Annotated in this window: 9 protein-coding genes; 1 reads left to right on the forward strand and 8 read right to left on the reverse strand. The window is 38.6% G+C overall.

Annotated elements, in window-relative coordinates; genetic code table 11:
* Positions 1–368 precede the first annotated feature (368 nt).
* Positions 369–764 (reverse strand): hypothetical protein, encoded by a 396-nt coding sequence (locus tag FTV38_RS12415; RefSeq protein WP_180008126.1) that lies wholly within the window; start codon positions 762–764, stop codon positions 369–371.
* Positions 765–1,029: 265 nt separating this feature from the next.
* On the opposite strand from FTV38_RS12415, the gene yddG reads away from it, so the two are divergent.
* On the forward strand, positions 1,030–1,953 hold the full coding sequence (gene yddG / locus FTV38_RS12420) for an aromatic amino acid DMT transporter YddG (RefSeq protein WP_180022636.1): 924 nt from the start codon (positions 1,030–1,032) through the stop codon (positions 1,951–1,953).
* 23 nt (positions 1,954–1,976) lie between these two features.
* Here the strand turns inward: yddG and FTV38_RS12425 are convergent, their stop codons facing one another.
* From FTV38_RS12425 to FTV38_RS12455, 7 genes are all read right to left on the reverse strand, one after another.
* The gene (locus FTV38_RS12425) at positions 1,977–3,275 is read right to left on the reverse strand and encodes an MgtC/SapB family protein (RefSeq protein ID WP_180022637.1); all 1,299 of its coding nucleotides are present in this window, start codon (positions 3,273–3,275) and stop codon (positions 1,977–1,979) included.
* A gap of 277 nt (positions 3,276–3,552) precedes the next feature.
* Positions 3,553–4,440, reverse strand: a complete 888-nt coding sequence (locus tag FTV38_RS12430; protein WP_180022638.1) for a DMT family transporter — start codon at positions 4,438–4,440, stop codon at positions 3,553–3,555.
* Between the two features lie 241 nt (positions 4,441–4,681).
* Complete coding sequence (locus FTV38_RS12435) at positions 4,682–6,310, reverse strand: long-chain-fatty-acid--CoA ligase (RefSeq protein WP_180022639.1); 1,629 nt, start codon at positions 6,308–6,310, stop codon at positions 4,682–4,684.
* Positions 6,311–6,710: 400 nt separating this feature from the next.
* Positions 6,711–7,457 (reverse strand): OmpA family protein, encoded by a 747-nt coding sequence (locus tag FTV38_RS12440; protein WP_306669385.1) that lies wholly within the window; start codon positions 7,455–7,457, stop codon positions 6,711–6,713.
* A 20-nt stretch (positions 7,458–7,477) separates the two neighbouring features.
* On the reverse strand, positions 7,478–8,437 hold the full coding sequence (gene tagF, locus FTV38_RS12445) for a type VI secretion system-associated protein TagF (protein ID WP_078190765.1): 960 nt from the start codon (positions 8,435–8,437) through the stop codon (positions 7,478–7,480).
* A gap of 57 nt (positions 8,438–8,494) precedes the next feature.
* The gene (gene tssM, locus FTV38_RS12450) at positions 8,495–12,325 is read right to left on the reverse strand and encodes a type VI secretion system membrane subunit TssM (RefSeq protein WP_180022641.1); all 3,831 of its coding nucleotides are present in this window, start codon (positions 12,323–12,325) and stop codon (positions 8,495–8,497) included.
* A gap of 28 nt (positions 12,326–12,353) precedes the next feature.
* Positions 12,354–13,799, reverse strand: coding sequence for a hypothetical protein (locus FTV38_RS12455; protein ID WP_180022642.1), 1,446 nt, complete (start codon positions 13,797–13,799; stop codon positions 12,354–12,356).

Here is a 13,799-nt window from a genome sequence, read left to right on the forward strand (position 1 = left end):
TGAAATTCATGCACGTGTAGCAGTCCTCAACAGATTTACGGAATTAGGTCGACCACTTACCCAAGTTACGCCTTAAATTTGGCTCAATTAGGGGGCTTTGTATTTCAAATCTTTGTGCAACAAAGCCGATCAACAAAGATAATAAAAAAAACTACTGCACCAATAAAACTCCAGAAACCTATCCCAAAAAAGTAATACTTTATTAAAAAAATCAAAAATTCAATAATAAAAAAAATAGCTATAATTAGCCTTTTACAATCGTGATAAACTCTAATTACAAATTTATCCATTATTGTTCCTTTTTAAACTATCGATCCATCTCATTACGAACTGCATCATTATTTACTTCTTCAGTAGACATCAATTATTTAATACACATTGCGGCGGTAATGACCTGCTTTACGCAGTGTATGCAGTTGTTCAATGCCCAGTATCTCTTGCAAAGTGGCATCTACCGCTTTGGCCATATTCAAACTGCCGCAGATATAGAGACAAGCCCCTTGCTCTAGCCAATCAATCAATTCAGCTTTTTTTACAACTAGGACATCTTGCACATACTTTTCAGCAAATCCATCACGAGAAAATACCCGATCGATTTCTGCAATTTTACCTTGGTTTTGTAATTCATGCAGTTCATCAGCAAAAATTGCATCGAAAGCTTGTTGACGCTCACCATAAATTAACCAGTTTTGACAGTGCTCTTTTGCGACACGTTGCTTAAGATGTGAAAGCAAACCCGCCATTCCTGAGCCATTGCCAATCATAATTGCCGACTTAACGCCCTCTGCTAAGTGAAAATTTGGATTCGCACGAATATAGGCATGAATACATTGTCCAAGTTTTAAATCGTGCGTTAATAAGCCAGAATCTAAACCTAGTTCATCGCCATGCTGCTCTTGACGTACGACGAGCTCTAAATCTTTTTAATTAAATAGAGTTTGATAATTTCACGCTTATACTAAACGACTGAATAAAGACTATAATAAAAATTAAAAATTCATTCGCCATTTGCGAAATCTTCGAGCAATCATGTCCAAAAATCTTGCAACGCTGATTGGATTCAGTGCAATCTTACAATGGTCTTCTATTGTTGGTTTACTTAAGAAAATTAGTTTCAGTATTGGCCCTGATCTTGCTGTGCTCTTTATGTATACCTTGAGCGCAATTATTCTATTGCTCTTATTTAAAATTCCAAACCTTAAACTGGTTCCGCGCCAATTTTTGATATACGCCACCCTTTTATTTGTGATTTATGAGTTGTGTTTTTCGTATGCCATTGCTTTGGCTCAAACAGCTCAACAAGCGATTGAAATCAGTTTGGTCAATTATTTATGGCCGAGTCTGACAATTGCCGCGTTAATTTTATTTAAAGAATTAAAATTTAACTTTTTCGTAATCATTGGTTTAGTCATTAGTTTGGGTGGCATCATTTTGATCCAAACGGGTAATGGAAGTTTTAACTGGTCTACAGTCTTTACGAACATTCAGTCTAATCCATTAAGCTATTTTCTTGCTTTTATGGGAGCGAGTTTATGGTCACTCTACTGTGTGATTACACGTAAATACAGTCTTGGACATAACCCTATTTCATTCTTTTTCGTCGTGATCACGATTATGCTATGGCTAAAAATGTTGATATTTCACGGTATTCCGCGAATGCCTGCCGTAGACTTACATACCGGTATGTATATGTTGACCGTGTCCATTGTAACCGCTTTGGGTTATGCAGCGTGGAATGTAGGTATTATTAAAGGCAATATTACGATATTGGTGACTTTATCGTATTTTAGTCCGATTTTTTCTTCGGTTATTTCAATGTTTATATTACAGACACCACTGAGTTTAAGTTTTTGGCATGGTGCCATTTTGGTGACATTAGGTTCGCTGGTATGTTGGATTTCAACCAGTTGGCCACAAATTAAAGCCAGATTAATGCAATTGCGCCATGAATAATAAGAAGCAGTCACTTGGCTCATTTATCTTAAACTGAATAGCAAAACCGCGATTAGGCACAGCATATGAAGTAACTGTGTTGGTGCAAAATATAGAAAATATTTCCAGCCACCTGTGAGAAATGCATTCACACATTTTGAAATCGCATGGGCTGATAATCCAATCACCACAGCATAAACCAATGTTAAATTGTCGATATTACCTTGCATCACCACGGTTGCCATAGCTGCATGGACTTCAAAGAGTGATGCTAATAATGTCCCTAAAATTAAGCCTTTATCACCTAAAGCGAGATTTAATCCATAAACAAGTGCTTGGATCAAAGTAAGCGTGATGGCAATGATTGCCGCCTGTTTTAAGCTAAACATTCGACTATCAGTATTTTCTAACGGCACTGTTTCATTCGCCTCTACACGAAGCATTTCAGGTTCTGACTCTTTATTATGCTGAACTTGAGATGAGCCATAAATCAGATATAACGCAGTAAGGACCAATATCAAGATGCCGACGATACTTGGTATAACTAATATTTTAAACCAAGCAAAACTCACCCCAAGGACAATGATCAAAAGTTGAACCAATGTCGCAACACATGAAAAAAGTCCTGCCCCTGCATTAGTTTTGGCACTGGCTTTTCCTGCTCGCACTTCCATGCCTAAGCTTGCGATTGTTGCTGTGCTCGACACAAAACCTGATGCCAAGGCCGATAAAATAATGGCTTTATCAGAGGATAATAGCCGCTTGGCGATGTGTGCTAATGACTGCACCACCAAGATCAATATCAGTAATTTTAAAATCACATAGGGATTTAATACAGAACCCCAATAGGCCTGATTCGGCGTTAAAGGTAAGGCAATTAGGATCAATGCCAGTAAAAAGACTCCATCTCTTAACTCATAGTCTTTGATCCAATGCGCTGCAAAATGATGTAAGCCTTTTTTTCCAACTAATATGAGGGTCAGCACCACAGCCAAACACGCAGCAAGTGGAATATTAAAAACACAAGCAGCGCCGATTAAATAGGTCATAACAAAAGCAAGTTCTGTGGTTGTGCCAATATCTTGTTTTTGCTGGCTTAATCCATAATAGCTAAACATACTGACGACAATTGCACCGATTACACCAACAGCTAAATGGATTAAAAAACACAATGCTCCAAACAGCGCACAAATGGTAAATGAGCGTAAACCGGCAAAGCTCTGTTCACTGTCCAAATTGTTGTTACGTTGACGCTCCAAACCGATGAGCAATCCACAGCCTAAAGCCGAAGCTAAAATAGTTAACAACGCTGGGAAGGATAAAGTTTGTATGAGTATTTCCAAATTTAAGCCCTCCCATCAATACATTGTTTATATTGGCAATATAAATAAAAAATAATAAAAAAAATTTAACGCTAAAATTTGAAAAATAAATATATAGATTGAACAACTTGAGCATTTTCAATCATGTTTAAAGTTTACTCACCCTTTAAATCATAAACAATTCCATGATAAATATCCTAGTGGACATCAAATATTTCTCATATTTAATTAAAAATATATTCGAAAAACTAACTTAAATTTGGCCTTAATTTGCTTTCATGACTGTTTAAAGCACACATTAAGCCCAAATCACCATAATGGCCGCAATCACCACAAGGGCTAATCCCCAATGATCGGTTCTTGCGAGTTTTTCCTTAAAGAAATAGGCAGAGATTAAGAGGCTAAATAATATTTCGATTTGACCTAGGGTTTTGACAATCGCAACCGTTTGCATACTCATAGCAGTAAACCAGCCCAAGGATGCTAGAAAGCTACAGACACTAACGCGAAAGGTCAGACCGACTCTATCCCACATGGCAATGAGCGTTTTGCGGCTAAATAGACTGAGGTACAGCAGCATAATCACACATTGAAAGCCAATTACACTCAACAATACCCACGCCGCACGATGCAAAGTCGGTAAATCACTTAGCTCTAAACTGGCTTCACGAACCAATAAAGAGGTAATAGCAAAACTTAATCCACTCCCTACACCGATGCATAAAGTTGGCAAAGATAACTTTTGTCGTTGAGAACCTTTGCTTAAAAGAAAAACGGCTATGCCACCAACCAAAACACCAATCCAACCAAATAAACTTAAATGTTCACTTAAGAAAATCACCCCCACTATGGCCGCAAAGATGGCTTCACTTTTCGCTAAACCGACGCCGATGGCATAATTCTTTTGCTTAAAAAGCAAGACCATTAAAATCGTCGCTAAAATTTGACTTAGTCCTGCAATCACCACATAGATCCAAAACATAGGTGTAAATGTGGTCACCTGAGTCACAGGCTGTTGTTGGTACAGCACAAATAAATAAATGCAGGCAAATGGGAGCCCAAAAATAAACCGTGCAAGGGTGACACCATACACATCAACAGTGGTACTGAGTTGTTTTTGAAATGCATTGCGCCATGACTGCATAAAAGCAGCCATTAAAGTGAACAAGATCCAAACTGGAAACATAAGAAAGGTGGTTTAACGGTGGATGCCTCATCAATTTACGCTTTTATTGAATTGAATGCGACCCAACAGGGCTAGATTATTCATTGAACTTGGTTATAGATTCGTTGAAAAAAATTTATTTAAAAACCTGATATTAAGAATATAGTATTTATCAAAATTTAAGTTTTTATAAAAAAATGCAAAGGCATATCACCTTTGCGTTTTGCTCTTTACCAATATTTAGTTGGTAACTTACAGTAAGTTAGCTTTCAAGTAGTACAGCACCAAATTGCTCACGTAGATCTTTTTTCAGCATTTTACCTGTTCCGCTCAAAGGAATAGCATCCACGAAAATTACTTTATCTGGCACCTGCCATTTAGCGACTTTATCTGCATAATAATCCAAAATTTCTGTATCAGATAAATCGACATCTGGCTTTTTAATTGCAATCAATACAGGACGCTCATCCCATTTTGGATGGGTTGCTGCAATCACTGCCGCCATTGCAATTTTAGGATGTCCCATAGCTAAATTTTCTAACTCAACAGAAGAAATCCATTCACCGCCAGATTTGATCAAATCTTTTGAACGGTCACTAATTTTTAAGAAACCATCCTCATTCAGGGTTGCAATATCCCCTGTATCAAACCAACCATCTGAGGTTAATGGAGACTCTGTTTTGCCAAAGTAATTGCCAATAATCCAATGCCCTTGGATCTGTAAATTACCCGTCGTTTCGCCATCACGTGCAACTTCGTGTGTACCGTTTTCTTCATCGGTAATACGTAAATCGACCCCAAATGGTGGACGACCTTGTGATAATCGTACTTGTAATTGTTCTTCTTCAGATAATAACAAATGTTTGGCTTTAAACTGGTTTGAAGAACCTAATGGACTGGTTTCGGTCATTCCCCAAGCATGAATCGTTTCACAGTTAAATTGTTCTTTAAACACTTTTAACATCGCAGGAGGACAAGCAGATCCACCCACCACATTACGCACTAAACTTTGGAGCTGACTACCCGCTTGTTGCGCAGCATTGATTAAACCCTGCCAAATCGTTGGAACACCCAATGCAACGGATACTTTATAGTCATCAATCATTTGCGTCAGGCTTGCTCCATCTAAACCTGGGCCTGGCAGCACTAAAGTACATCCCACCATTGCCGCAGCATATGGCGTACCCCATGCATTGACATGGAACATCGGCACAACAGGCATCATAATATCCCGCGCTGAGATATTTAATGAATCCGGCATACAAATCGCATAACTGTGTAAGACTGTTGAACGATGGCTATACAACACACCTTTCGGATTGCCTGTGGTACCAGAGGTATAACATAAAGAACTAGCCGATAATTCATCTAATTCTGGCCATGTATAGTCTGCAGATTGTCCCGCAATAAGTTCATCATAAAATTTAACATCTGGCACCGCTTCGACAATTGCTGCATCTGGTGCATCTAAACAAATAAAATGTTCAACAGATTTTAATAGTGGTTTTACTGCTTTGATTAACGGCAAAAAGGTTTTATCAAATAACATCACGCGGTCTGCGGCATCATTGATGATAAAAATTAATTGTTCTGGAAATAAACGCGGATTAATAGTGTGACAGACATAACCACTACCTGAAATAGCGTACCAAGACTCTAAGTGACGATGGTTATTCCAAGCGATGGTCGCAACACGATCCCCTAAATTTAAACCGAGTGATGCAAGAACATTGGCAAATCGTTTTGAATTTTTATGGACTTCACCCCAAGTGGTTTTCGTAATCGTCGTGTCTGTATTTTTTGAAATTACTAAACTATCCGCATGATAGCGACCCGCATGTTCAATCATGCTACTAATCAAAAGCGGTTTAAACATCATATTACCAAGCATTCTTTGCTCCCACATTCATCCATATTGAGTTGTTGTTTTTCCGCACTGTCCTGCAGATTTTTTAAAACTTTGCACCATGTCAAAAGTGATTATTCTTTATCGACAAGGTTAAAGCAGTAGATATGAAACGCATATCCAAAACTGATTCTTATGTTTTAACCTTAATTGATTTTAGAATCCACTGTTTTATTACTCAAAATATGAATGCTTTAGTGGTATAAAATGCAAAAATTAATAGCATCATCCCAATTCAAAATATGTTCCTATTTTGTTTTCGCTCTGCTGCTTTAAAAAATGTCGTTTTCAGTTATCAAATAATCGACTGAGTCAATTGGTATAAAAAAACCCAGTCTAGATACACTGGGTTCATTCGTCGCATTAGCCGTTGTAGTTACAATAGTTACAGTACTTCAAACTCAATACGACGGTTTTTCTTACGACCTTCAGGCGTAGCATTGTCTGCTACAGGCTTATTTGAGCCCATCCCTTCAGTACTTAAGTTCGCCGCTGCAATATTTTTTGAAATCAGGTAGTTTTTAACTGCATTAGCACGATCTTGGCTTAAACTTAAGTTTTTCTCAGGATTCCCCGAGCTGTCTGTGTGACCAATAATTCGTACTTTTTTCCCACCGACGCGATTCAGTGCGACAACCATTTCATCTAAGATCTGTACCCCAGATGGCGCTAAAATAGCACTTCCCGATTCAAATTCGATAATACGATTACGTAAAGCCGCATCAATAATAGCCTGTTCAGCCTGATTGACAGAAAGCTGTGCATTGAAACGAAAAGGTGCTGTGACCAAAGACTGAAACTTGGTGGTCGTTGGTTGGATATCATTTTGATTTGACATCTTGCCACTTAAATCGACTTGCGTTCCGCGTACAGAGAGTTTCCCCTGTTTTACTTTTTTTAAGTCATCATTAATCATTTGGCTTACGCTATTGCCCCAACCATTGGGTGCTGTAACCGCTCGAACCTGAATTTTATCAACCACATTTGCCTGACCATAGGTCAAATAGGCTTTATTTAATATTTCTTGCTTGGTTGCTTCATTCGGTACAGCACCTTCAATCACAATAGGCTCTGCCCAAAGCAAAGTCGAACAACCTAAAATGTACACACTCGCAAGAAATTTGGGCAACATTGGTAAGATTCTTTGCATCATTATTCTTCTATAAAAGTCTGTCTAAAAAGTTTAATGCCATGAATAAGGCTGATCTGGCGCTCACTCAAAGACTGTTCCAAAACGGCTAAGCCTGCATTTTGTTCAAGATAAGGATCAATCCAACTGGCATCGATCAGGGAAACCCAATGATCACTTTGCATATTTTGGGTAAAAACATCACTGAGTGCAGTAATATCAGCACCTTGAAAACCAAACAGTAAAACAGGTGAATCACTGTGTAGGATGCCAATGAGTAACTCAGCATCTTGGTTTTCGACAAAACGACTAATTAGGTTGACCCAAAAAGCCGCAATTTCATAGCAGTAACTAATATTATTGATCGGTAAAATCAACACTTTATTCAACCGAGACGTGCCCTGATGAATAATCGGTTGTAGCAGCAAACCGAGACCAATCATGCTTTGCGCCAACTGATAAGGCGTAAAATTCAATAAACGTGCAAATGAATGCAACGTATGATGCTCATAAAAAGAAGAGGTTTCTTCTGTTCCGAACACTTGGATTTCGTTATTCAATTTGCCTAATTTATCGAGCAAAATATCGGGATCGCGAATAGAACGCATCACTCGGTTACGCTGATATAAGTCAATTAAGGTCTGTTTATAACGATATGGTGCATACAAAATATTATCGAAAGGATCATCGATTTCTAGCAGATGAGCCAACACCATTGGAAATTGACGCTTTGAACTGTCTTCACTGCTAATCAAATTGGCAACCAAAAAACGCTTATCTTTTGGACTGGCAATAAAGAAATCTAATGAAGGCAGTGAGTTATACGCTGCATTAAAATTGTCTGAACGCATAGCGAACTCAAGCGCCTCCGTGATCCACTGATCGATTAACTGAATCAGTGAATATTGTTCACGGCTCTTTAAGAAGTCACCACGAGCTGGACATTTTCCATAATACAGCGGTGTCGTTCTCACTTCATACATCGTCACACTCCTTGTTCTTTTGCACGAATGCCACCGCTCCTATTTTTAAAATCATCATCATGGTGTTGCTGTTCCTTGTACAACACTCATCGGTGAAGTCGCTGGCGCTACAGGCGCTTGTCCTGCAGGCATCGTTTGCGCTGCGACGACACGAACACCTTTATTCGTCACCACTTGATCAACAAGAGTCATACCTGAATAGCCTGAACCTGTAGTTGGGCCAGATGCGTTACCACTGATTAAACGGAAGTTCACTTTTACAAACACTTTTGGATTTTGTTTGCTACGCCACACCATTTCAAATGAATTACCATTTTGTGTACGCTGAGCGCCTTCAACCAATCGGTTAATACCATATTCACCCGGCTCATCAAAAATGGTATGTGTTTGACCTTCCAAGTCAATCGCGGTAATACGTGCACCTGGAATTGCCCCTTTATTTGGCCAAACGAAGTTCACCCATTGCTGAACACCATTTTCATACACCATACGCTGACCATCAATATCAATGGTATATGAAAGCAACTGTGTATTTTCTAATGGGAAGAACTGGAAGTTCGATTGATTGGTTGCCGCAGGTGCTGCTTGACTCAATTCCCCTGTAGCAACGCCATTACTTGGCGCAACATAGCGTTGGAAATTCGCTACGAATTGTGGATTTAAACCAATGCCCAAATCTTTCCATGTTTTCGTGGTTAAGGTATAGCCACGACGAATCACTAATGGATCTAAATATTCTTTTACAAAGCGAGCGATACTTCCGTTTTCACCAAAAATTTGGCTAATTTCATTACTGGTCGCTTGTAAAGTGGCATTGCTATTAAATGGATATTTAGGCGCAAGATTGGTTGTAAATGGTTGATACGCCTGCATTGCCCACAACTTATTAATTTCGTTTTGAGCTGGGATCAGTAATACTTCAAATGACTGGGTCACCGGCTGCATAAAGAGCTTTTGAATCAACTGCTGGTCTAATTCATTCAGACCCACAGACATTTTTTCATCCACAAATTTTTGCGTGCTATTAAAGACAGAGCTTTGATCATTGATGGTTTGTTTCACCAATGTCATGCTTGCAGGCCCCATATCACCGCCACTCTTCAAGTCATTAAACTTACTACGTACTTGACTCAAAGACAGCATGTATTCATCTAAAATAGATTTGTTTTGCTGATCATCACGCTTACGAACCAATTGATAGAACACATCAAATTCTTTTGCAATAACACCTTGACTGGCTTTAGAAGCAACTTGCTGTGCCTGCTGCGCATCATCACGGCTGAGAACTTTACGTTTAAACCACGCAATAAAGCCTTTCTGAGGTGCTGCCAGTTCTGCTTGAACAATTGGATTATCCCAGCTGGTTTCTTTCGCAATACGGTCAACCACTTTACGAATTGGCGAATTTTCAGGTTCACCTAAAATATCGATAAAACGTGACTGCTGAGCGACATCTGCGCCTTTGCCATAATGTACAGCATTTAAGAATTTACGCCATTCAGCGATATATTCCTGCTTATAAAGTTCGGTTAACTGTTTACTGATCTGGTCTGGACTACCACTAAACGTCAGGTCATCAGAACGATTGGTATTGAGTACCCAATCTTGAGTATCCGTCGGATTATTCGCAGCTTGGTTAATCGCATCTTTTACATAATCATTCCATGCTTGGTAAGTAAAAATACCCGGCAAGGCATAACTACCTAACATGCTGTTTTGGCCTGTTTCACCTAAAATTTGCTTCACAGTTACTGCTGGGAAACGTACCGAACCACGCATTTTAATTTCATTATAAACACGGTCACGTGCAGGAATACCCATGGTAACAGCTGTTAATAATTGACGTGTTTGATCAACCAATAAAGGATCAGATTCCATTTGCGGGAACGCAGGATCGGCAGCTAAAGTCATCGCATAAGATAAAACTTGTTCAGCTTTTTGAATCATTTCCCCACGTGGCATTTGACCGCGATTTGAATCTAACCATGAACGCCAGAAACGAGTAACTTGGTCACTCAAATGGCTCGATTCCATATATTTATGATTGCTCATCATCAAATACGCCTTCAGTGCATTATATGCATCCTGAGGATTAGTATCCGATGGTTCTAAATAGGGCTGATTTGATTTCACAGCTTGAGTGATTTGCACATTGACGTGATTTTCTTTCAACGTCGCTTCATTGGCTTTAACGCGTTGTAAGTACTGCGCCATATTTTGCTGAGATGGTGCCAATACAATTTGTTGAATACCACGTAAATACTCAACTTTAAGTTTTTCACGGATTTTATTCCCTTGGTATAAACCAAAGCTGTATTTCAATGGACGATCTTCATCAAAATGATCGAGCTGCTGTAAATGCCCTTGTAATATCAGCAAAGCATCCAATTGAGTCGAAAGCTCACTTCCGCTACGGCTTTCCATTTGCACAACTTTGTCAAGGTCTGCCTGAACTTCCGCCACGAGTTGTTGGTTATTACGATACGACCAAACCCACAACCCAAGCACCACAGCAACCAATAACAATGCAACAATAAATGCCATAAAGCGCTGACGTTTACGTGCAGGATTGATATGTTGTTTAACTAGATTTTTATCTTTTAAAATGACGGTTGAAAAGAGTCCTTTTAAGAAATAACCATGGTCTTGCGAAACAGAATTCGTAGGAATGCCAAACTCACTATCCGTACTTTTCACCAAATGAAAATCTTCAGCGATTTGCTCCGTCATTGGACTTTCAATCACACCTTCTTGCAACGCACTGGTGAAATAGAACCCACGGAATACCGGTTTAAACTGATAAGGGTTGTCTTGAAACAACGTACCAATAAAAGTTTTTAACACTGGCTTTAAACTTTTAAACTCAAGTGGAAATGTCATTACACTTGGAGAAATATTTTGCGAATGACGACGACTTAAGTGCGTAGTACTGACGCTCTTCAAACCATCGTATAAAATTGAATAATGCTTTTCGAACATCTCAACGGCATGCTCAGATGAGTCTGGATCATAAGGTAGCGTTGCACCCCAAACTTGATCAAATTCATCCTTATCATAACAATCAAAAAATTCTGTAAAGCCAGCAATCAAATCCATTTTTGAAAAAACGATATACACTGGCGCAAAAATTTCTAAACGTTCCGTCAAATCCTGTATACGTGCGCGTAAGTTTTTGGCTAATTTGATTGATTTTTCAGGACTTTGACTAACAAGCTCCGCCACAGAAACAATCACGATTAAACCGTTAATTGGTGCTTTAGAACGGTTTTTCTTTAGAATATTTAAAAAGCCTAACCATTCTGAATGGTCTTCGGCATAAACTGAATATCGACCTGCGGTATCGAGTAACACACCATCTGTAGAGAAAAACCAATCGCAGTTACGAGTACCACTTAGACCTGCCGACACCATTTTCTGATGAGTTTCTTCAAATGGAAATCTAAGACCAGAATTATAAATCGCTGAACTTTTACCCGCTGCTGGGTTACCAATCACCATGTACCAAGGTAATTCATATAGGGCTGCATTCCCCTTTTTGTCGCCGAGTTTTGATTTACGGATAAGTTGAATCGAGTCTTTCATTTGCTGATTGATCAGCGCAAGTTCTTCTTTATTTTTTTGTTTACCGTATTCAGCTTCATTATCCTTGGCAATCGCCTCAGCAAGTTCTTCGCCTTGCTGTTTATGACGATAATGCTGTACTAATTCATATATACCCCACAGAATTAATCCGAGAATATAAACAGCAACCACAATGTAAAAAGTCTTTTGCGGAATCGAATTATGCATAGCCACAATGGCCACAAAAAATGACAAAGCCACCATCGCTTTAGGATTGGTGACGTACTGCCAAACATAACCGAGGATCGTATAAAATAGTGTGTTCACAATGTTCTCAATTTCGTCTTAATTCTAATTAAACAGTTTCTTGTTCAAGTTCATCTTCTACTGAAAATGCTTGAATAAAAGCAAATGTCGATTCTTGGTCTGTGCTATAAATCATGGCAGTTAACTCTTCTGGAAAGTGCATACCCAACATGAATCCAAAAATTTTTGCCAATTGCTGGGTATTTCCAAGATTCTGTTTTGTATATAAAAAATGATAGGTTTCAATCGCGGTTTCATTAAATTTATACTGTAATTTTTTCACCACTTTCATATCCGTTGCATCATCTAACATCAATAAAAAGGGTTGTTCTTGATCATACTGATCTAAATTATTCAGTGCTTTAAGCTCTAAATTACGTTTCAACTCAGGCTCATGTGCCACCACTTGTAGCACTTTATTTGGAGTTAAACCTCGAACTTGAACGTCTGAAGCAGCCAAACACCAACTCGATGCAAACTCTGCAGCAATGTATTTTTCTTGTAACCACATCTTTTCATCAATCCATTCTTGGTCGATTTCAGAGTCAGCATTGAGAATCAAACTGACTTCAAACTTTTGTTTTGAAATCATCTCTAAAATGCTTAACCATTCTGAATAAGCGACTTGAGTGCCGATAAAATGTGGCTCGATATGAATTTGTTCGGGAATGATCGAAAATCCGTCAGATAGATACTGCTGAATAATTTGAGCATAATCATCATTCCATTGATGAATCAAATTATCAGCAAGCAAAATATGGACATTTAAACGATTTAAACGTGAAACTTGCTGTGCATTGTTCGCCAAATGTTCTGGATGTTCATCTTGCGTATAATCTGGATCCACCCAACCCGGATGCATACGGTACTGATATGCCAATTCACTATCATAAAAGAGTGCTGATTGCTTCAGATGCTCAGCAATTAAAAATAGACTTTCAACGTGTTGCTCTAGTTGTTGCTGAATAAGTGACTGGATTCGTTTTTCACGCATGGTGATGGCACTATATTCATCATCTGCTTCTTCATTAGTGAGTTCATCTAAATCTTTGATTCGAAATGAAAGAACAGGCAAACCGTATGCATTAAATAACTTATCATCGAGTTCAGGACTTTTGAATTGTTGAATATCTTGGATAATTTGTTCGTTTTCACCAAAACTATGCCAAGCCGCTGAAGAATAAACATTTAAACGAAATTGCTGTACATCAATAGGCTTCGGTTTTGCTTGTTCAATGGCCTCAAGTTGTTGTTGCTCAGCTTGTTCTTCTGCACGTTTTTCAGCTTCAAGTTTTTTTTCTTTTTGATGTTGAATGCCCTTGTAAAGCAAATAAGGCGACAAAATAATTGCACATAAAGCTAAAGGAAGAAGTAAAAAGTATGTGACTAAATCGAAAGCCGTCGGATCATAGCCTGTATCTCGCCAGTAAAAAATCACGAAAGCAGTACACAAAACAAAAAGCGTACTAAAGGTTCCAATTATTAATTTCAGCAT

The sequence above is a fragment of the Acinetobacter sp. YH16044 genome (genome assembly GCF_013417145.1).
GTDB lineage: Bacteria > Pseudomonadota > Gammaproteobacteria > Pseudomonadales > Moraxellaceae > Acinetobacter > Acinetobacter amyesii.

Bases quoted from the DNA above. Each gene is read 5' to 3' on its own strand.
- FTV38_RS12415 (WP_180008126.1), bottom strand. From the start codon at position 764: ATGATTGGCAATGGCTCAGGAATGGCGGGTTTGCTTTCACATCTTAAG.
- yddG (WP_180022636.1), top strand. From the start codon at position 1,030: ATGTCCAAAAATCTTGCAACGCTGATTGGATTCAGTGCAATCTTACAA.
- FTV38_RS12430 (WP_180022638.1), bottom strand. From the start codon at position 4,440: ATGTTTCCAGTTTGGATCTTGTTCACTTTAATGGCTGCTTTTATGCAG.
- FTV38_RS12435 (WP_180022639.1), bottom strand. From the start codon at position 6,310: ATGCTTGGTAATATGATGTTTAAACCGCTTTTGATTAGTAGCATGATT.
- FTV38_RS12440 (WP_306669385.1), bottom strand. From the start codon at position 7,457: ATGTTGCCCAAATTTCTTGCGAGTGTGTACATTTTAGGTTGTTCGACT.
- tagF (WP_078190765.1), bottom strand. From the start codon at position 8,437: ATGTATGAAGTGAGAACGACACCGCTGTATTATGGAAAATGTCCAGCT.
- FTV38_RS12455 (WP_180022642.1), bottom strand. From the start codon at position 13,799: ATGCTGAAATTAATAATTGGAACCTTTAGTACGCTTTTTGTTTTGTGT.